General features: G+C 40.5%; 21 protein-coding genes. 11 read left to right on the forward strand and 10 right to left on the reverse strand.

The genetic code is table 11. The features are described 5' to 3' along the window. Nucleotides 1–99 precede the first annotated feature (99 nt). Entirely contained in the window at nt 100–1,908 is a 1,809-nt protein-coding gene (gene aspS, locus G4P69_RS20100) for an aspartate--tRNA ligase (protein WP_208342274.1), read from the reverse strand. A gap of 552 nt (nt 1,909–2,460) precedes the next feature. On the opposite strand from aspS, the gene G4P69_RS20105 reads away from it, so the two are divergent. Next, nucleotides 2,461–3,591 carry a glycosyltransferase family 4 protein gene (locus G4P69_RS20105; RefSeq protein ID WP_208350961.1) on the forward strand — a complete coding sequence of 377 codons (1,131 nt, stop codon included), beginning with the start codon at nt 2,461–2,463 and terminating at the stop codon, nt 3,589–3,591. Between the two features lie 101 nt (nt 3,592–3,692). On the opposite strand, the gene G4P69_RS20110 is transcribed toward G4P69_RS20105, so the two are convergent. Both G4P69_RS20110 and G4P69_RS20115 read right to left on the reverse strand, forming a co-directional pair. After that, nucleotides 3,693–4,100, reverse strand: a complete 408-nt coding sequence (locus G4P69_RS20110) for a hypothetical protein (protein WP_208342269.1) — start codon at nt 4,098–4,100, stop codon at nt 3,693–3,695. A gap of 77 nt (nt 4,101–4,177) precedes the next feature. Next, on the reverse strand, nt 4,178–5,062 hold the full coding sequence (locus G4P69_RS20115; RefSeq protein WP_208342267.1) for a zinc metalloprotease HtpX: 885 nt from the start codon (nt 5,060–5,062) through the stop codon (nt 4,178–4,180). 515 nt (nt 5,063–5,577) lie between these two features. Between G4P69_RS20115 and G4P69_RS20120 the strand changes: the two genes are divergently transcribed. From G4P69_RS20120 to G4P69_RS20145, 6 genes are all read left to right on the forward strand, one after another. Continuing rightward, complete coding sequence (locus G4P69_RS20120) at nt 5,578–6,417, forward strand: hypothetical protein (RefSeq protein ID WP_208342265.1); 840 nt, start codon at nt 5,578–5,580, stop codon at nt 6,415–6,417. A 245-nt stretch (nt 6,418–6,662) separates the two neighbouring features. After that, the gene (locus G4P69_RS20125) at nt 6,663–8,009 is read left to right on the forward strand and encodes an ABC transporter ATP-binding protein (protein ID WP_208342263.1); all 1,347 of its coding nucleotides are present in this window, start codon (nt 6,663–6,665) and stop codon (nt 8,007–8,009) included. A gap of 22 nt (nt 8,010–8,031) precedes the next feature. Continuing rightward, nucleotides 8,032–9,768 (forward strand): ABC transporter permease, encoded by a 1,737-nt coding sequence (locus tag G4P69_RS20130; protein WP_208342261.1) that lies wholly within the window; start codon nt 8,032–8,034, stop codon nt 9,766–9,768. Nucleotides 9,769–9,878: 110 nt separating this feature from the next. Next, nucleotides 9,879–11,261, forward strand: coding sequence for a tRNA uridine-5-carboxymethylaminomethyl(34) synthesis GTPase MnmE (gene mnmE, locus G4P69_RS20135; RefSeq protein WP_208342258.1), 1,383 nt, complete (start codon nt 9,879–9,881; stop codon nt 11,259–11,261). 417 nt (nt 11,262–11,678) lie between these two features. Further along, nucleotides 11,679–11,966, forward strand: a complete 288-nt coding sequence (locus tag G4P69_RS20140) for a hypothetical protein (protein ID WP_208342257.1) — start codon at nt 11,679–11,681, stop codon at nt 11,964–11,966. Continuing rightward, nucleotides 11,966–12,361 (forward strand): type II toxin-antitoxin system VapC family toxin, encoded by a 396-nt coding sequence (locus G4P69_RS20145; protein WP_208342256.1) that lies wholly within the window; start codon nt 11,966–11,968, stop codon nt 12,359–12,361. Before G4P69_RS20140 ends, G4P69_RS20145 begins: the two co-directional genes overlap by 1 nt. Before the next feature lie 211 nt (nt 12,362–12,572). On the opposite strand, the gene G4P69_RS20150 is transcribed toward G4P69_RS20145, so the two are convergent. Together G4P69_RS20150 and G4P69_RS20155 are read right to left on the reverse strand one after the other, a co-directional pair. Further along, nucleotides 12,573–12,905, reverse strand: coding sequence for a helix-turn-helix domain-containing protein (locus G4P69_RS20150; RefSeq protein ID WP_208342254.1), 333 nt, complete (start codon nt 12,903–12,905; stop codon nt 12,573–12,575). Next, the gene (locus tag G4P69_RS20155) at nt 12,898–13,254 is read right to left on the reverse strand and encodes a type II toxin-antitoxin system RelE/ParE family toxin (protein ID WP_310833854.1); all 357 of its coding nucleotides are present in this window, start codon (nt 13,252–13,254) and stop codon (nt 12,898–12,900) included. The genes G4P69_RS20150 and G4P69_RS20155 overlap by 8 nt, the downstream gene beginning before the upstream one ends. Before the next feature lie 212 nt (nt 13,255–13,466). Between G4P69_RS20155 and G4P69_RS20160 the strand changes: the two genes are divergently transcribed. Beyond that, nucleotides 13,467–14,903, forward strand: a complete 1,437-nt coding sequence (locus G4P69_RS20160) for a serine/threonine-protein kinase (RefSeq protein WP_208342252.1) — start codon at nt 13,467–13,469, stop codon at nt 14,901–14,903. 59 nt (nt 14,904–14,962) lie between these two features. Beyond that, a complete protein-coding gene (locus G4P69_RS39330; RefSeq protein ID WP_243902432.1) occupies nt 14,963–15,118 on the forward strand; it encodes a UPF0175 family protein in 156 nt (51 codons plus the stop codon). Between the two features lie 227 nt (nt 15,119–15,345). Here G4P69_RS39330 and G4P69_RS20170 read toward each other — a convergent pair whose 3' ends face one another. Genes G4P69_RS20170 through G4P69_RS20180 form a run of 3 tightly spaced genes read right to left on the reverse strand, consistent with a single transcriptional unit; the run spans nt 15,346 to nt 18,442 of the window. Beyond that, the gene (locus G4P69_RS20170; protein WP_208342250.1) at nt 15,346–16,980 is read right to left on the reverse strand and encodes a WD40 domain-containing protein; all 1,635 of its coding nucleotides are present in this window, start codon (nt 16,978–16,980) and stop codon (nt 15,346–15,348) included. Next, nucleotides 16,977–17,798, reverse strand: coding sequence for a S1 family peptidase (locus G4P69_RS20175; protein WP_208342248.1), 822 nt, complete (start codon nt 17,796–17,798; stop codon nt 16,977–16,979). Before G4P69_RS20175 ends, G4P69_RS20170 begins: the two co-directional genes overlap by 4 nt. 17 nt (nt 17,799–17,815) lie before the next feature. Further along, the gene (locus tag G4P69_RS20180; protein ID WP_208342247.1) at nt 17,816–18,442 is read right to left on the reverse strand and encodes a COP23 domain-containing protein; all 627 of its coding nucleotides are present in this window, start codon (nt 18,440–18,442) and stop codon (nt 17,816–17,818) included. A gap of 347 nt (nt 18,443–18,789) precedes the next feature. On the opposite strand from G4P69_RS20180, the gene G4P69_RS20185 reads away from it, so the two are divergent. Both G4P69_RS20185 and G4P69_RS20190 read left to right on the forward strand, forming a co-directional pair. Then, on the forward strand, nt 18,790–19,185 hold the full coding sequence (locus G4P69_RS20185) for a type II toxin-antitoxin system RelE/ParE family toxin (RefSeq protein WP_208342246.1): 396 nt from the start codon (nt 18,790–18,792) through the stop codon (nt 19,183–19,185). Further along, nucleotides 19,157–19,471, forward strand: coding sequence for a helix-turn-helix domain-containing protein (locus tag G4P69_RS20190; protein ID WP_208342245.1), 315 nt, complete (start codon nt 19,157–19,159; stop codon nt 19,469–19,471). The genes G4P69_RS20185 and G4P69_RS20190 overlap by 29 nt, the downstream gene beginning before the upstream one ends. Here the strand turns inward: G4P69_RS20190 and G4P69_RS20195 are convergent, their stop codons facing one another. Together G4P69_RS20195 and G4P69_RS20200 are read right to left on the reverse strand one after the other, a co-directional pair. After that, nucleotides 19,472–20,032, reverse strand: coding sequence for a hypothetical protein (locus G4P69_RS20195; RefSeq protein ID WP_208342244.1), 561 nt, complete (start codon nt 20,030–20,032; stop codon nt 19,472–19,474). Next, on the reverse strand, nt 20,029–20,523 hold the full coding sequence (locus tag G4P69_RS20200; RefSeq protein WP_208342243.1) for a DUF4365 domain-containing protein: 495 nt from the start codon (nt 20,521–20,523) through the stop codon (nt 20,029–20,031). Before G4P69_RS20200 ends, G4P69_RS20195 begins: the two co-directional genes overlap by 4 nt. Between the last annotated feature and the right edge of the window lie 97 nt (nt 20,524–20,620).

Genomic DNA, 20,620 nt, shown 5'->3' on the forward strand with positions numbered 1-20,620 from the left:
TACTTGAGATTTGAGGAATGGCGAAATTGGTGTAGGGGTAACCCAATGTTCCCCCCTACACACTATCTCGTTATGTTTTTACCAACAATGTCAGGTATCTTACGGAGTTACTCGAGAGGTTTGTGTATTTCTCTTGTAAGTCGATGCAACATGCAATTCTTTTAACTGCTTTGGATTTACTTGCGAAGGTGCATCTGTCAACAAACAACGTGCTTGTTGTGTTTTCGGAAAAGCAATGACATCACGAATTGACTCCTCACCTGCTAGCAGCATGACTAAACGATCTAAACCGAAAGCAATTCCACCATGAGGCGGAGTACCATACTCAAATGCCTCTAAAAGAAAACCGAATTTATTCTGTGCTTCTTCTAAAGAAAGTCCAATCGCCTCAAACACTTGCTCCTGAATATCCCTCTGATAAATCCGCAAACTACCACCGCCTATTTCAAAACCGTTAAACACTAGGTCATATGCTTGTGCTCTTGCAGTTTTTAACTCAGTTATATCTTCAGGATAGGGGGCAGTAAACGGGTGGTGTAAAGCTTCCAAACGATTTTCCTCTGCATTCCACTCAAACATTGGAAAATCTGTGATCCAAAGCAAGTTGATTTTGTCGGGATCAATTAACCCGAACTCCTTAGCAATAACTTGTCTTAAACGATCCAATGTCTTATTAACTGTAGCAGTGTCACCGGCTCCAAACAGCAACAAATGACCAGGTTGTGCATTTGTACGGCGTAAAATTTCCTGCTTTTGTTCAGTACTCAGGTTGTCCTTAATCGCACCAATAGTATCGATTTCACCATCATCTCTAACCCGGATATAAGCTAAACCCTTAGCGCCAACTTCGCTGGCTTCTTTAAATAAGTCACCACCTGGCTTGATCCGTACATTAGAAATTACATCATTTCCATGAGGAATCGGAAGAATTTTGACAATGCCACCGTTGACGACAGCTTCGCGGAAAACTTTAAAGCCACAATCCTTCATTATATCCGAGACATTGACCAATTCCAAACCGTAGCGTGTATCTGGTTTATCACTACCATATCGTTCCATTGCCTCGGAGTACGTAAGACGAGGGAAAGGATAGTGTAACTCAATACCCTTTACTGTCTTAAAAAGATGAGAAACTAACTTCTCGTTAAGTTGAATAATTTCCTCCTGAGACATAAAACTCATTTCCATGTCCAACTGAGTAAATTCTGGTTGTCTATCCGCACGTAAATCTTCGTCACGGAAACAACGAGCAATCTGATAATATCTGTCAAAGCCAGATACCATTAGCAATTGTTTAAACAGCTGAGGTGATTGGGGCAAAGCAAACCATTCACCAGGGTTAACGCGGCTTGGTAGAATAAAATCGCGAGCACCTTCAGGTGTCGAACGGGTAAGTATCGGAGTTTCAATTTCGATAAAACCTTCGACATCTTCTAAGTAACGGCGTATCGCTTTAACAACTTGATGACGCAATTGCAAATTACGCGACATGCGATCGCGCCGCAAATCTAAATAACGGTACTTCAAGCGCAAGTCTTCCCGTACTGTTTCGCTATCAGCGAGGGAAACTTGAAAAGGAAGTTGTTTGTTAACAGTGTTAAGCAGCTCAATATTATCAGCGTAGATTTCTATTTCGCCTGTAGGGATACGGGGGTTTAACGATTCGGCGGGACGCTGCGTTACTCTACCGGTAATCTGAACAACATATTCATTTCGCACAGCATTTGCTTTTTCGTATGAATTCGGCGTGCGTTGGGGATCACTGACAATCTGAACGATTCCAGAGCGATCGCGTAAATCTAAAAATATTACACCCCCATGATCGCGGCGACGATCTACCCATCCGTACAAGGTGACAGTTTCTCCAATTTGTTCTTTTCGGAGTTCGCCGCAATAAAGAGTTCGCATAGTGTTAGTTCTAAGTTACGTATACTTGGCAGAGAAAGCAACAAGTAAATATTAAAGCTTTCTCGTCGTCATTTAGCATCATAAATAATTTTAGTAATTTCCAACCGGAATGATCTTCCTCAGATCCCTCCTCTCCCTTGCCTTACCGTTTTTTGAAATTCAATTTGGAGATTTGTTGCTGGATTTTAGGGTACCAGTCCCTAAAATAAAGGAAATAGAGGGTTTTCTCGTACAGACAAAGTCTGTTATTATCTTAACAAAGTATAGCCTGAAGCTTAATTACTTTAGAGACCATCTCTATCAAGCACAAACATTTACCCAGTATAGGGCCATTTACGACCATCAAGGTAGTTTAGGAACTTCTTACCTACCTTCGTTGTGACAATGCTCTACTCAGAAGCTTTCAAAGTTACTCAAGGTTTTGTTAGATACAAACAACCGTCCTAACCACATTAGATTGGGGATGGTAGTTTATTTTCGCACCAGTCTACCACCAGATATAGTCTCAATACTGAAACTAAAAATCAGATTTATTAATCTAAAGTTCTAGCCATGAATACAGCAGAACCATTTACTATAGCTATCAATAACTGTGATGGTGAGCCTCGTAATCCAAGATCCTGGTCAGGGACTACTAGTAATATTTTCTATGCAATGGAAACTCTAGGAGTCAGAGTCATTGGGATAAATTCACAAATTAATAGGTACCAAGCACCATTGTACAAACTTATTCACCGACTGTCTGGCTTAGGTACAGATTACATGGGAGGAGCTATTTTTCGGCATAAGAGTGGTAGTATAGCTCAACGTCAGATCCGAAAGTATGGCTGTACAAAAGTACTTCACATGGGTCAGTTAGGTCTTCCCATACCAAACATTGACCCAACAGTAGACCACTACTTAGTTTGTGACACAACTAGAAATCTCTGGAATAAAGTTGAAACCAGTCTTCTTAGCCGCTGCACGCCAAAAATGATGCACATTGCTGAGAAACTGGAATGGCAATCTTTTGCTCAGATCAAGCACTTTTTTCCCTTTTCTAATTATGTGCGTGATGACCTGATAAATTACTACAAGATTAACCCAAATCGCATTACAGTCATCGGTTCTGGCAGAGGTAGGCTCAAACCCTTCACCGGTGACAAGGACTACAAAAATGGTCATATTCTATTTGTAGCTAGAGGTCGATTTGAAGATAAAGGCGGTTTAATACTTCTGGAAGGGTTTAAACTAGCACAACAGAAAAATCCTTCCCTCAAATTAGTGATTGTTGGTCAAGATGAGTACCTACATTTAAACGGATCTATTCCTAACGTAACTGTAAAGGGATACGTGTCCTGGGGTGAAGAACTACAAAACCTGTTCGATACCTCAGCGCTATTTGCTATGCCATCATTAAATGAACCATGGGGCTTAGTTTACTTAGAGGCTTTAGCATGCAAAACTCCTATTCTAGGTCTAAATCGAAATGCCCTACCCCAGATGACGCAGCAAGGAAAATATGGTTTCTTGGTGGATGAGCCCACCCCAGAGATGATAGCACAGGCAATTTTACAAGCTTTCTCAAATCCACAAAAATTGAAAGAAATGGGGGAAGCTGGTCAGAAGTATTGTTTGGAAACATTTACATGGAAACAAGCTGCTAAAAAGATGATCAATATCATGCGTACTAACGAAAAATAGTCACTAAAACTAGGGTGTAGGGTGTAGTGGGGAAAGTATAGATCCTTATAATTTAAAGGAACACCGTACACCCGATTGAGTAAGAGGATTGCCTCAAAATCTCAAGAACGAGGACGTGGAGAGTTAAATGTCTCCCAAGCTGCTTTCGCAGCATCTTGAAAACGATCGCCTAGTTCTCCAAATTCCTTCCAAAGCAAGTGCCAGTTTTTCTCGGCTTCTTCTTGAATCGTTGTCCAAGAGCGTTCCAAGCGATCGCGCTCGATCAGTTTTTCACCTTCAATTGCTTCGCGCGCTTGACGCACTGCATTCAAATAAGTTTCTCGTGTAAGAGTACCTGCTGATTCAGCCTCAGCTTGAGCGCGCCTTTTCAGTGCTTCGATCAGTGCTTTTGTTTCATACTTTACTTCATCTGTTTCCCCAGCCATTTCAGTTTCTACCATTTCATGGGTTTGAGGACTAACTTCAACAACAACGAGGTTTTCTTCATTGTCTGGATTATTATAAGTCATAATTATTTCTCCCAAATACAAGCTAAAAACTCTTGGTTGTAAAGCAAAGACCAATAACTGACAATTTCCTAGTTTATTTATCGTCCAAATGAAAACCTTGATGAACTAGATGATAATTGTTGTTCCAGCTTTAATAATTCCCTTACTCTGACTTCTGTAGAAGGATGACTAGAAAACAAGTTAGTTAACATCTGCCCAGAGAAAGAATTTGTGATTAACAGTGGCTCAAAGGCTGGGTTAGCATCTATGGGTACTTGCTTCGCCGTAGCTTCTAATCTTTGCAGCGCACTAGCTAGAGCGCGTGGATTACCAGTCAATCTAGCAGAACCAGCATCAGCAGCAAATTCTCTTGTTCGTGATATTGCTAATTGAATAATGGTTGCCGATATTGGTGCAAGCAGCACCGTCAATAAGATTCCTATGGGATTTGGTCCATCGCGGTCATCCCGTGAAGGAGTATACCAAAAACCATAACTAACAAGTTGTGCAACAAAGGAAATTGCACCAGCAATAGTGGCTGCAACAGCTTGCGTCAGAGTATCACGATTGATAATGTGCGTCAATTCGTGAGCGATAACTGCTTCAAGTTCGTCCTCTGGTAACAAATTTAAAATGCCTTCAGTAACAGCAACAGCAGCATGTTCTGGATCTCGTCCTGTCGCAAAGGCGTTTGGGGATGGACTAGGAACTATATAAATTTTTGGCATAGGGAGATTTGCGCAAGTACACAATCTCTGTACCATTTGATAAAGTCCTGGTGCTTCTTGTGGTGACACTTCCTGAGCGCGATAAGCAGCAAGTGCGATTTTATCTGATTGATACCATGCAAATAAGTTAGTTACTGCTGCTAAACCAATCCCTATAATCAGACCACTACTTCCGCCAATTAACCCGTAGCTGATTGCAATCAAAAGACTGCTCAATAGAGCTAGTAAAGCAGCAGTTTTGAATTGATTTCTCATTTTTGCTCTCCTTGTAATACTTTACAAAGAACCAAATTTTCTGCCACTAAAAGCACGACTCAAGTCGCACTTTGATTGTAACGACCTAAACACAGGTTAATCAGGTAGAAATTTTGCACCAATTATGTACGGTTTTCCTGATGAACTGTTTTAAGTTCTGTAGATCTTTCTCTGCATTCTGGATTTTGTAAAATCTCAAGAAATGTAATATGCTTACTAAAGCAAAAAATGAGTACTGTTTTCGTTAAACAAATGTAAAAAATACTGTACTAATGATATAGTCTTTAAAGAAATATTATTGTTTCTTTTTATACCAGAAAATGCTTAGTGCGCTTGCTTTTAGTCAAGTACCTACACTTCCTTGTGTGTAGAACTCTTAGCTGGATCTAATTGAATTATTAATTTGGAGGAAAGCTCATAGCTAGAAATGGTATTACCGCTGGCAACTCATTCCTATCTTCTCGCAAATCAGACAATTGTCAAAACTTGGAACCTTATATTCGAGGAGAAATTAAATGACCCAGAACACAAACAAAACTGGAGTTTTACAGAGGATAGGGAGAATTTTGCCTGAGTTGTTAGAGTTTTTAATCAGTCCTTGGTTGAATAGAGGAGAAGTCAAACGTCTCCAGGACAAAGTCTATAGCCTAGAAAGACAAATACGAAGTCAGAGTTCTTTAGAAACAGAAGAACATCTCACTTCCATGATTCAGTACTTACAGGAGCAAATAGATAATCAGCAGGAGCATACAATCACTCAACTAGAAAACCTTAAAAAACACGACTTACCTAACCAAGTGGAGGAAACACTAACCCAGAAGTTGTATATTCGTCAAATCATAAAATCTACTGTCGAGGAGTTAATGCACGAACTAGCACAAAAGAATACTAAATCAGGAGAAATTAAGGAAAAACAAGAAGAACTACAAACTGACTTAGAACACATTGAAAAGCTGACAGCATCATTCCCAAAGATAAAAGTACAAAAAATAACTGATTTAGAAGCAGGGAAGTGGCTATTAGCGTCTCGCGTAGATCTCGCTCAATCAGTAGCTTTGGAGTTGTTATCTCCACAAGATCCTAATATGGAGGTATTTTGCTTTAACATCCGTCAATACTTGAAACTACTAGGACACTGTTTGGAAAATGGCATTGAACCCAGCCTATTGTATCAAGGAGTCATTACTCACGACCAACCACCAGCAGAGATATATTTGAAAGCATTTAAGTTGATATTAAGCAAATACATTAGCAATTGGGAATCTTCAAACCAAATATCAAATCAAGCTGCTGATGAATTACGGCGATACTTCAAGTATCTTGTCGATTACCTGGACAGTGTTCTAGATGTCTAATTTTGAATATCTTTTTGATATCTGGGCTAGCTTCGTGATATCCCACAAAAGGCCAATATCAAGTAATTTTCTAATGGCCAATGTAGTGTTACACTACGAAGTATATACATCAAGTTAGAAGCAACGCTAACTCGATTGGGAAAATGATAAATTATTGTGACAGTTTGTACCTTTAGATCTATTGAAAATGGCTCGTTTCACTGTAAGATAACGTTATCATGGGCAACTAATACAGAGAAACAGCCGTGGCGGTCAAAACAGCAACTGAACACTTGATTGCCTTACAAGGCGTCACCAAATCCTATCAGCAGCCGAATGGTCAGCAAATTGTCATTCTAGAGAATATAAACCTGGAGTTGCGTCCAGGGGAAATTGTTGCTTTGTTAGGTCCTTCAGGATCAGGGAAATCTACCTTAATGCGAATGATTGCTGGGTTAATTCCACCGAGTCTAGGTGAAGTTTTATACCACAATAGACCAATGGTAGGACTAAATCCGGGAGTGGCAATTGTCTTCCAAAGCTTTGCTCTCTACCCCTGGTTAACAGTATTAGAAAATGTAGAACTTGGTCTGAAGGCAAAAGGGGAACCGCCAGACTCGCGACAGCAAAAAGCGCTACGGATGATTGATATTATAGGTTTAGACGGGTTTGAAAATGCTTATCCTAAAGAGCTTTCTGGAGGAATGCGTCAGCGAGTAGGATTTGCTAGAGCCCTAGCTGTAGAACCGGAACTGTTATGTATGGATGAGCCGTTTTCTGCGTTAGATGTGTTAACAGCGGAAAACTTACGCTTCGAATTATTAGATTTGTGGTTGGAGCGACGCATCCCCACTAAATCAATTCTCATCGTTACCCACGGTATTGAAGAAGCTGTGATTCTCGCAGATCGGATCATAGTCCTAGGGCGCAATCCTGGAAGAATACGCGCTGATTTTCCAGTCACTTTACCTCATTATCGCGATCGCAAACACCCCAGTTTTCAAGCTTTAGTTGATCAGGTTTACAAAATCATCACCAATCCAGATCTTGAAGAAATCGACGAGACACCAACGGCGGTATCTACTGAAGAACCAGCGCCGGAGCAAAAGCATCAATCTTTACCACCAGTACGAATTGGATCAATAGCAGGTTTGGTAGAACTTTTAGAAGATCGGCCTAAAACAGACCTTTACCGTTTAGGACAAGAACTGCAATTAGAAGTTGATGATATTCTACCAATTGTTGAAGCTGCCAAATTACTTAATTTTGTTGACCTAGAAGAAGGTGATATCAGCCTCACCCCAGTTGGGCAAGAATTTATTGCAGGTGGAATCGACCAACGTAAAGAAATTGTGCGTACTCAACTTCTGGAAAACATACGCTTAGTTCAGCAAATTTATCGTCTCATACAGGCAAAACGCAATCAACGCATTCCCGAAGAATTAGTTTTAGATATATTAGAAACTCACGTTAGCCCAGAAGAAGCTCAACGTCAGTTAAAAACAGCCATAGATTGGGGTCGTTATGCTGAGATTTATGGTTATGATGAGCCAGCAGGACAGATTTTTCTGGAACAACAACCTGAAAACGTTGAGCAGTTAGCAGCTAGTTAAATTAAAAATTCAATAAGATATTATGACCCGTCCTCTTACCCCCGCTAATAAAACCCCGGATTCAAATTGGACTTGGCAAGATGGGTTGCTGATTCTGGCTATCATTAGCTTGATTTTGGCAATTGTTAGAACTGCCTCTAATTTTAGTGGTACTTTTAACCCTAATTTAACAATATCAACAAACATAAGTGCTCTACCAGCATACACTGCCCAAACTCTAGTTCGCATGGGGGTTGCTTATTTTCTCTCATTAGTGTTTACCCTTGTATATGCATACACGGCTTATAGATCGCGCATAGCAGCACTGATTCTGATTCCTCTGTTGGATATTCTACAATCAATTCCAGTGTTGTCTTTTTTACCAGGAGTTGTGCTTGCTCTCATTGCCTTGTTTCCTGGCCAAAGAATCGGAGTAGAACTGGCATCTATCTTGTTGATTTTTACGGGAATGACCTGGAATATGACGTTTAGTTTTTACCAGTCACTCCGTAGTATCCCGCAGGAATTACTAGAAGCAGCCCGTGTTTACCGGCTAAATTTATGGCAAAGGTTTTGGACTTTGGAATTACCGGCAGGTGCAATTGGGTTAGTCTGGAACAGTGTGATGTCGTTTGCTGGGGGATGGTTTTTCTTAATAGCGATTGAGTCATTTACCTTGGGGAAAAGAGATTTCCGCTTACCAGGACTAGGTTCTTTTTTAGGTACAGCTGCTAATAAAGAAGATTACACAGCTCTGCTATGGGGCTTGGTTGTTTTAATTGGGGTAATAGTGGCGATTGATTTTTTTGTATGGCGACCATTGATCGCTTGGGCAGAAAAATTTAAGTTAGAGATGGTTGAGGCAGAAAGTACGCCACAATCTTGGATATTGGATATTCTGCGTAGATCCCCTACTTTTAGGATTTTGAGCGATCGCTTCTTGCAACCATTTCGAACAGCCCTTGATTATGGATTGATTCGAGCATTTCCCGTTCGAACCCTACAAATCAACCCAAAAGGAAAATTTAACGTACCTGAGTTGGTCAATTGGTTGTTTCTCAGTGGTTTTTCCTTGATCGTTTTATGGGGTACATGGGAAGCTGTTTTATTGCTCAAGAAATTGGATTGGGCTGAATGGCAACAAGTGATGATAGCAGCTGGGTTTACTGCTTTGCGGGTTATTGTTGCTTTGGTGTTATCTCTGCTGTGGACTGTACCTGTAGGAGTCGCTATTGGTCGCAATCCTCGCCTAGCTCAAATTTTGCAGCCAGTGGTACAGATTGCTGCTTCTGTCCCAGCAACAGCATTATTCCCAGTTTTGTTGCTCTGGTTAACCCGTGTTGCTGGTGGTTTGAATATTGCTTCAGTAGCTTTGATGATGCTGGGAACAATGTGGTATATTTTGTTCAACGTTATTGCTGGAGCACAATCTATTCCATCAGATCTGCTCGAAGCTGCACGAGTGTATAAACTTTCCCGTGTGCAACGGTGGCGCACTTTAATTTTGCCAGGAATTTTTCCTTACCTAATTACAGGGATCATTACTGCTGTTGGCGGTGCTTGGAATGCTAGCATTGTAAGCGAGTACGTCACATTCCAAGGACACGTAAAAACAACGACTGGACTTGGTGCTACGATTTCTCAAGCAACAGCCAGTGGTAATTTTGCATTACTTTTAGCAGCAACAACAGTCATGTCTTTGTTAGTAGTACTGACAAATCGCCTCGTTTGGCGTCCCCTTTATCGCTTAGCGCAGGAGAAATATCAATTATTGGTTTAAAGAATTCAGGAGTCAGGAGTCAGAATGAAGGGGTTTGAATTGCGAACTTAAATGATTCTGACTTCTGAATTTAACAAGGTTGTATATTCTGTTCATGTAAAAGGGCGCTGATGTCGGAAATATTCGCCACAACTGGAACGATTACCGCGATCGCCACTGCTGTTGTTCCTCAACAAGGTAGTGTTGGGATCGTGCGCGTATCGGGTTCAGAAGCAATGCACATCGCCCAAACTCTTTTCCACGCACCAGGCAAACAAGTTTGGGAAAGTCACCGAATTCTCTATGGCTATATCCGCCATCATCAAACCCAGGAACTAGTTGATGAAGCACTTTTGCTGATAATGAAAGCGCCTCGTTCCTATACTCGTGAAGATGTGGTGGAGTTTCATTGCCACGGCGGAATCATGGCAGTCCAGCAAGTATTACAATTGTGTCTGGAAAATGGTGCAAGATTAGCACAACCAGGAGAATTTACGCTTCGTGCATTTTTGAATGGACGGTTGGATCTGACTCAGGCAGAAAGTATTGCTGATTTGGTAGGTGCGCGATCGCCCCAAGCAGCAGTAACAGCACTAGCTGGTTTGCAGGGTAAATTAGCTCATCCCATAAAACAGTTACGCGCTAACTGTTTAGATATCTTAGCTGAAATTGAAGCTCGGATAGATTTTGAAGAAGATTTACCCCCGTTGGATCATAGTGCCATAATATCAGAGATCGAGAAAATTTCAACAGAGATAAAAAAGTTATTAGCAACAGCAGATAAAGGTGAATTACTCCGCACAGGTTTAAAAGTTGCAATTGTTGGGCGTCCAAATGTCGGGAAATCAAGTTTGTTGAACGCTTGGAGTAGGAGCGATCGCGCTATTGTCACTCCTTTGCCTGGTACAACACGTGATGTGGTGGAATCTCAGCTTGTGGTAGGCGGAATTCCTGTGCAAGTTCTAGATACGGCGGGGATTCGGGAGACACAAGACCAAGTCGAAAAAATTGGAGTTGAGCGATCGCGCCGTGCGGCAAATGTTGCTGATCTCGTACTATTCACCATCGACGCCACAGCAGGGTGGACAGCAGAAGATCAAGAAATTTACGAACAAGTGCAACATCGTCCGTTAATTCTCGTAATTAATAAAATCGACTTAGCATCACCGGATGAGGTGCATTATCCTGAGATAATTAACCAGATTGTGAAAACAGCAGCAGCCCAAAACCAAGGAATTGAAGCTTTAGAAGCAGCAATTTTAACAACAGTGCAAGCAGGGAAAGTACAAGCGGCTGATTTAGATTTAGCAATTAACCAACGCCAAGCAGCAGCATTAACACAAGCGAAAATTTCTTTGGAACAAGTTCAAGCAACAATTACTCAGCAACTACCTCTTGATTTCTGGACAATTGATTTGCGAGGTGCAATTCATGCTTTAGGGCAAATTACAGGTGAAGAGGTGACGGAGTCTGTGCTTGATCGGATTTTTAGTAAGTTTTGTATTGGGAAATAGGGAAATGGGAAACTCATATCTTGCACCAATAAAATGATAAATATAAATGCTACCGCGACGATACTGATTGTGCGACTGCATTTAAATCAGCCAGGGATTATAAATCCCTGTCTAAGAGCTAAATTCCTCTATAAGAGGAATGGAAACGAATGTTTTATCGTTCAATCTTCGATACTTTTGTGGCGTTAATTTAGTATTTATATTTAAAGATGTAAGCTCTGATACCATTTTTATATGAAGCTCCATACATTGACCCCTGGCTACGCCGTCCCCCCTTACCAAGGGGGGACTACAGGGGGGTAAAAATAATGTGCAGCTTCACAAAAAATTGGTATGAGGAAATCGACGATAGGAATAGTTGAACTGTTCATCCTTAACCATTAACCGTAAACTAATAATTACAGGAGATAATTAGATATGAAGGTTAGAGGCATCAAGCGTGGTCAAAATATTGAAATCTTAGAACAACTTAATAATATTCCAGATGGGACAGAAATAATAGTAGATGTAGAATTTATCGCCAATCAAATTACAGAACCACAAACATCATTAACAGACTCAGAGAGACTAGCTAGACTCAATCAATTATTTGGGGCTTGGAAGACGCAACCGGAATTAACAGAAATCTTTACAGAAATTGACCAACAACGCCATATTTATCAAGGCAGAACTATAGACTCACTTGATAATGAGGATAACGGTTAATGTATCTATTAGATACCAACATTTGCATTGCACTGCTGAACGAGAATCCCCAAGCTGTTACTAAATTTAATCGCTTTTTCAGTCAATGTTATCTCTCTATCATTGTAGTGTCAGAATTATATAAAGGCATTTATTGTTCTCAACAGGTAGCCAAAAATCTAGAGATATTAGCACAGTTCACAGAACTCTTACCAGTAAAACCTTTTGATTTAGATGCAGCTATCGAATTTGGTAAAATTCAAAGCGAACTTAGAAAAATCGGGAAACCAACTGGAGAATTTGATGCTTTGATTGCTGCTGTAGCTCGTTCTCATGACGATATTCTTGTTACTAATAATATTAAAGATTTTATCAATATTCCCAACCTGAAATTAGATAACTGGTTAGAAACTTGAAAAATCTGCGTGATTACCCCTCGAAAAGAGGATACAAGAATTACAGAATATTTTGGTGACTTAGATGATAGGTCGTATTGTCGACGGGGGCTACCAAATTCTTGAACAGATCGGACAAGGCGGATTGTTGAACAAGCAATAGGTCAACCAACACTCAGTAGTGATATTTATGTACTTGGTGTTATTGCTATCCAAGCTTTAACGCATCGATTCACGGACTGAAGATGACTTGCTGATACGGCTCACCCTGACGATGATCGCTGACCTGAATGGTCACTTTTTGATTGAGCCGGTTGAGAAATCCTATGAGCCTTTCCTGGCTGAAGCGGCTGAATTTGGCACGCATAAGCGCGGACACTTCCGGCTGTTTGATCTGGAGGAGATCCGCCGCTTCCTTCTGGCTATAATTGCGCTCTCTCAAGATCCGCATCACCTGGATACCAAGTGCCGTGCGGGTGTAAAGCTCTTCCGCGTCTTCAAGCCCGAGATCGGCGAAGACGTTGCCGGAACCAGCTTCAATCTGGCTTTTTTCCGTATCAGTCATGGCTTGCGTGCTCCTGTGCTTCCTTGTAGCGTTTTCTGATGAGATCGACGTCCTGTTTCGGCGTGGCGATGCCGGACTTGGACTTCTTCTGAAAGGCGTGCAGCACATAGATGTGATCGCCGATCTGGACAGCATAGATCAGGCGGTAGGCGTCCTTGCTGTAGCGCTCGGCGATCTCGAAGACGCCGCTGCCCACGCCCTTGAAGGGCTTGACATGCGCTGCGGTTTCTCCACACTGCGCTGCCATCAGCGCCGCGCCCATATCGATGCGAACCTGCTTCGGAAAGGCTTGCATGTTCTTTCTGGAATCCCCCAGCCAGACAACTTCTTTGATCTCCAGCGGTATCACTCCCTCAATCCTATAACAAATTTGTTATAAGCGCAAACTGCTTTTTGTGCAAGCGGATGGTACTGATCGGCTGAGGGAAAAATGCTTCTCTGACAAATTGAAAGTTATGAGACAGTTGATGGATCGACAAATAGGGTGGGTGTAAAATTGGTATACATCTAACTCTTCCCCAAGAAATGGTATAAAAATTACAGAATATCTTGGTGTCTTAAATGATAGGTCGTATTCTCGATGGACGCTACCAAATTCTTGAAAAACTAGGAGAAGGCGGATTTGGTCTTACATTCCTGGCTGTTGACATAAAACGACCAGGTAATCCTCGGTGCGTAGTGAAGCTATTTAAACCAAAGTCTAATGACCCACGCACCTTAAAAGTTGGGGAAAAACTGTTTAAAAGGGAAGCAGAAACACTAGAAAGATTAGGAAATCATGACCAAATTCCCCGCCTTCTCGCACACTTTCAAGAAAACCAAGAATTCTATTTAGTTCAGGAGTATATAGAAGGTTACGACCTCAGTCGAGAATTAGTACCAGGGACACAACTCAGTGAAGTTTACGTAACTAAACTTCTACAAGATACTTTAGACGTCTTAGTCTTTGTCCATCAACAAAATATAATTCATAGGGACTTGAAACCGTCAAACATTCGGCGACGTGAGTCTGACAAGAAAATTTTACTCATTGACTTTGGCGCAGTCAAAGAAATTACTACCCAAGTCGTGAATGCTCAAGGACAGACCGCTATTGTAACTCAAATAGGCACTCCTGGCTATATGCCTGTTGAACAAGCAATAGGTCAACCAACACTCAGTAGTGATATTTATGCACTTGGTGTCATTGCTATCCAAGCTTTAACAGGGATAAATCCCAGTCCTCGCATTGGTGGAGGACTACCAACAGATCCCCAAACAAAGGAAATTGTTTGGCGCGATCGCACTCAGGTTAGTCCCAAGTTAGCAAATATCATCGATAAAATGGTGCGACGTGAAAACGATCAGCGTTACCAATCAGCAGAAGAAGCATTGCAGGCTATTAAAGGACTCTCAGTCAAACCACCCACATCTCGATCTTGGAAGGTATGGTTGGGTGTGGGTGTAGTTGTTGCGATCGCTCCTCTGATTTTATGGATTTTATATCAAATTGTTAATCCTAAGCCAAAATTATTACTCTACAACAATCCTAGTAAAGGGATCACAATCAAATATCCTGAAAATTGGAAACCACAAGAAGGAGGCGATTCTTATGAGTACGAAATTACTTTTATTTCAACTAATCATAATCCAGTTAATACTTGCTATTTAGAAATACACATAAATATCACTCAAGAAAAAAGATCTTTGGATGAATCGAAAAATATCGCGATTCAAAATATTAAGAAAATTAAATCCAATTCACAACCTACTGAAGACTCACAGCCATCAACAACTTTATCCAATTTTAGAGCTTACAAATTAATTTATACTCGTCAGGAAGAACAATGCAAATACAAGGTTATGGAAATAGGTACTGTCAGAGATGGCAAAGCTTACTATATTACTTATATAGCAGAAGTAACAGAATATTCTAAATATTTATCCTTAGCAGAAGACATGATCAACTCATTCGAGATTAGAGAAAAATCAAATATTCCACCAACTCTTGATAAATAGGATTCATGCGACAGTTGCTATAATGTAAGAAGCCTTCAAACCGGTGATCGAGTAACGTAATGAGTCAATATATTGAGCCATTAAACTTGCAAATATCACGTGACTCCTTAAATCAGGGTGAGTATGCTATCCGTCAGGAATTAGCTTTACAGCTATATGCACAAAATATTTTTACCTTTGCTCAAGCACGTCAGCTAGCTAACTTATCTGTATGAGAATTTCAAAAGCTATTGGGACAACACAAAATAGAGCGTCATTATAATGAAAGGGACTTAGCAAAAGATATCGAGTCATTGAAGCAGATCTAGAATTAAATAGGAAAATTGTAGGTTGGGTTGAACGAAGTGAAACCCAACAAAATCCTAAAAATGTTGGGTTTCGTTCCTCAACCCAACCTACGTAACTACTCCAGCGTCTACATTCCTCAAACCAACCTAAACAGCTATTGAGACAACTGCCAAATTTTGATAGTTTTGTCCCAACTACCGCTAGCTAAAGTTTTGCCATCTGGGCTAAAGGCGACTGAATGAACCGCATCAGAATGACCTTTGAGGGTAGAAATTTCTTGCCCAGTGGCAACATTCCATATTTTGATAGTATTGTCGTCACTACCACTAGCTAAAGTTTTGCCATCTGGGCTAAAAGCAACTGAATTAACCGAACTAGAATGACCATTGAGGGTAGAAATTTCTTTACCAGTGGCAACATTCCATATTTTGATAGTGTTATCCGAACTACCACTAGTTAAAGTTTTGCCATCTGGGCTAAAAGCAACTGAATTAACCGAACTAGAATGACCATTGAGGGTAGAAATTTCTTTACCAGTGGCAACATTCCATATTTTGATAGTTTTGTCCTGACTACCACTAGCTAAAGTTTTACCACTCGGGCTAAAGGCGACTGAATCAACCAGATCAGAATGAACTCTGAGTGTAGCAATTTCTTGCCCAGTGGCAACATTCCATATTTTGATAGTATTGTCCCAACTACCACTAGCTAAAGTTTTGCCATCCGGGCTAAAGGCGACTGAATTATAATTAGAAGTAGCTTTGAGGGTAGAAATTTCTTGCCCAGTGACAACATTCCATATTTTGATAGTATTGTCCGAAATAGAACTACCACTAGCTAAAGTTTTACCATTCGGGCTAAAGGCGACTGAATCAACCGAAATAGAATGACCATTGAGGGTAGAAATTTCTTGCCCAGTGACAACATTCCATATTGTGATAGTATTGTCGAAACCACCACTAGCTAAAGTTTTACCATCCGGGCTAAAGGCGACTGAAAAAACTATTCCTTTAAACTGATTCAACGAATTCAGCTTTCGGGAATGTCCAATTAGGGTCTTAACTAGAGTAAATTTACTTGCTAAAGGCACAGTTGAAACTAGTCTATTTGTTAATTTTGGTGCTGGCGCAACTCCAACCAGCTGCGCAGATGGCGCAAGAGTTAAATAAGTCTTTAACGGAATCCCATAAACAGTGGTAGCATTCGTATCTAGACGAGTTTTAGCAAGTCCATGAATCCCAATTAATTTACCCTGATCATCGAGTATAGCTCCCCCACTCATCCCTGGAAAACCCCCTACATCATAAACAAACGCATAACCATCGTTTGGGTTTGTCACCCGACTCGAAACTGCGCCTCTGAGAAACCTTATGTCAAATGTTCCTTGGGGATAACCTGCTACAGAAATATTTGTACCTAACGTTACTTGGTCAGAATTTCCCTTTTCAGCAACACGGTAATTTACGGTACTCGTAAACTGAAATGTCGCCAAATCAACGCCAGGAAATGGTTTTACTTGACTCTGTTTAAAAGTATATTGTTTCCCGTCTGGTGTTCTTACTGTGTAGTTACCTCCAAGTCGTACTACGTGTTCACAAGTGACAACAGTATAAATATTGCCTTGACGCTCAATAATAACCCCAGAGCCAGGAACTTTGCCATCAATCTGGACTGTAATTTGTCTAGCAATCTCACCAATTTCCTGTGGTGTCAACGCTGTAGCTGCTGGTTGCACTATGACAACTGCTGTACCAACAAATGCTGCCGTTAGTATACCAGCAACCCTCATGATTGATTCTCCTGATGATTTTGCAATAGTTCTTTTCTAATCGGTACAGCCATACTAGATTGTGTGATTAGTTCCTGCAAGCGGGCTTCCGGTTGAGAACCATCTTGATAAACTTCTGGTGTATTCCAAACTGGATCCTTGTGTAGGCTATTAATACCTACCACTTCACCTTTATTATTTAATAGTGGTCCCCCACTCATGCCTTTACGAACATCATTCGTATATCCTATTTGGTAGCCTTGCTCTAAAGGCTTTTCTAACAATAACGAAATCTTACCAGGGGTAAAAACAAACTTGTCTTTTTTTTCTCTCTGTGATTGTCCAGAAGAAAGATTAGACGTAAATCCACAAACAAAAACCTGCTCCCCCACTTTCAAGTTAGATGAATCACCCACAGTCGCAACTCTATAAACAACATCAGGACTACGGAACTGCAACACTGCTAAATCATCATTCTGAAATTGCACATTTTGAGAAACAGTAGCGCTATAAACACGACCATTTGGTGTTTGAATACGATAAGGCGGCTTTGCGGCTCTCAAAACATGAGCGTTAGTGATGACAGTATAAACTTGTCCTTCATTTTTGATCAGAGTACCTGAACCAAGTAACTCTTTTGACAACACTTTCACTGTGATTGTTTGAGCCAATTGTTGTAGTTGTGGAATTAAAAGTGGATTCGATGATTGGGAAAGAGCAGATTTATGGCAATTAGTACAATTTGGTTGAGGTCTTGATAGTGCAAGTGATACACCACCGAGGCAAACAACCAATAATATTGTGTTACTAAGTCCTCGCTGTAGAAATTTCCAAGCCATCTAAGGTGACTCCGCAACTAAAAGCGAGGTTCGACGGTTTGCGATCGAGGTTTCGTGGTGACAGAAGACTGATCGTTATCTTTACTATCAGTTGAGTCAACTAGTTTCTTGACATCAAGATACAAATCACCCTGTTCATAGGTGATATACTGGCTACCACTTAGTTCGATAGTTGTTGTACCAGTACCACGACGGAAAGCAATTATTTGCTTGAGTGCAAGTCCGGCATCTTCTCCTGGTCTAAGGGTAACTAGGATATTGTCTGATGTGCAAGGAGCGCCTTTTTGGTCAGAAATACATAATACCGGATAGCCATTGAAGTTATCACGACTAGTGATGAAAATACTACCATTGTCGTAATAGCGCAGGAATCGATTAGAAACAAGATTACAGCGTTTTAGAGGTGGGAATTGTTTAAAGTCCTTAACAACCCAACGGATGAATGTCTCAGGTCCCCGTGAGGTAATTACTTTGGTAACTGTTTCACCGTTTTCCTGTGCGCAAAAGAATTTGTTTCTTCCAGCGTATCCAGCGTAACCTGGTTGGTTGCTTGTGGTAGCGGCTACGACTGCGAAAACCAAAGCTGCAACTGCAGAAGTTGTTCCTACCCTTGCCAACATTTGAGCAAATAACCTCGGATGCATATAGAAGCTCTAATAACTAGGAAAACAATAAATTAAATGTGGTGCTAATAAAATTAGCTACAACGCTAAGTTGAGCTTTTTCGGAAACATACTGATGATACACCGGGAAAAATCAGGTTTTTTGATAATTTTTTATTAAGATTTTTGCGCAAAGCTCCGACTGATTCCAACATTGACTTATCAGATTGTCCAGAAATTACACCCGAAATGTTTGTGTCAGCTATGGTTCGATGGGTTTACCTGCTGCGAGAAACAAAACACACCTTCAAATTAACTTGCTTTTGTGCTGTAATGGCTTGCCTTTTATAGTACTTAGTGCTATACAATGAACATGAGGATCAAAAAGCATGGCAATCTATAAAACCCTATGGTTTAACCGTTGGGCGCGAAAACAAGGGCTAAATGATACAAGTCTTTGTAATGCTGTGCTTGAAATAACACAAGGGCTTTACGAAGCAGATCTAGGTGGTGGACTACTAAAAAAGCGAGTCGCGCGTCCAGGTCAAGGTAAGCGTGGGGGTTTTCGCACTCTGATTGCAACCAACATGGGAAACCTCTGGTTTTTCGTTTACGGCTTCGCAAAGAATGAGCGTAGTAACATTGACAAAGATGAAGAAGAAGGATTGAAAAAGCTATCTGCTCACCTATTGTCTCTCACACCTAAAGATCTGGAAAAATCCATAGAGAATGATGGTTTAATAGAGGTAGATTGCGATGAGAAAAACGAAGTCAGCAATTCTTGAAGCAGTTCACGAGACTGCCAAAGATCTACATAAAGCTGGTGTAATGGATCAAATCACACTGCGAGAATTTGATCGTTTGTGTTTACCCGTCATACAACCGTTAAACCCTGAAAAAATTAAAGAAATTCGTGAAACATCTCACGTAAGTCAAGCTGTATTTGCTGCAATTTTAAACACCAGCGTTTCAACAGTTCAAAAATGGGAGAGTGGTCAAAAGCGACCAACAGGTACAGCACTTAAACTATTGCAGCTCGTTCAAAAACGTGGATTAAAAAGTATTCTCTAATCACTTCTTCTGTACAGTAAGGGATTGGTCAATTTTAAAATTTTGAGGATTATTGAGAATAAAATGACTATCTTTTTTGACTAAATCACCCGTGCAGCAAATTAGTAAACGTTCTTGATAAGCTTTAATCGCTAAGATATAATCATGGTTTGCTAATTGAGTTTTAATTTCTTGTAATTTATCGAAGAGTACGCACAGTAAAGTAACTTCTCCATTCAGTTGCTCGATTTGCGGAGTAGTAATTTCCATAACCACACCTTGCAAACTAAAATTTGGATAGTTGGTAATAAATTGACTTAATATATCAACTTGCGAACGATTTTCTACTGCCTCTAGCGTCTTTAATATATCGCTTATTCTTTCGGCATAGTCTCCTAAATTGTGTTGGAGAGGTAGTAAGATTTCGTATTCATCTGAAGCATCTTTTTTTAGTCGCCAAATAGAGCCTGCACCATTATAAATACGTCCTGTTTCATGCCAACCTGTTTCTTGCAAATGTGTCTCTAACACTTCTGGCTCGACAGTTTTAAGTATTTGACTATCTTTAATAGTAGCTTTCATGGCAAACCCCCAAAACTAATGCGTTGAATGATGGCTAAGACTGCGTCTGCGGTGAACAGATTACTGCGAGGTATTTCGATAGTAACATTGGTTGTATTTTCAGTCTCTGGCATTCCGTATAAGGATACCCAATAAGCACAATGTTTAAGGCACAGTTCTTCTTCTGTTTGTTTTAACCAGTCTGTAACTTTCTCTGGGACTAAAACGACTACCAAAATCCGAGGAACAAGGGCATTTATTCTAAGATCATTATAATTTTTGAGGTTAAGAGGATATTTAATATAATTTTCACCGCGAATATCTTTGGCTGTACATTTTAATTGTAGCTCCAATCTAGGAGAAAGGATTTTACCTGTACCACCTCTGCTGACTATGCCTAGATCTATGCTGTCGTTATCAACCTCTGGTCTATACAAAGAATATCCTGCAACAGCGGCGATCGCTCTAATATAAGTGATGCTAAATTGTTCTTTTTGTTGATTAACATCCATTGAAATACACTTACCATGAATAGCGGTGCGTTACGGCGCAAATTTGGTTTGTTTGTCAAAAATTATACTTTAAAATGCGCCTAACGTACCCTACCGC

The sequence above is a fragment of the Aetokthonos hydrillicola CCALA 1050 genome (genome assembly GCF_017591665.1).
Taxonomy (GTDB): Bacteria; Cyanobacteriota; Cyanobacteriia; order Cyanobacteriales; family Nostocaceae; genus Aetokthonos; species Aetokthonos hydrillicola.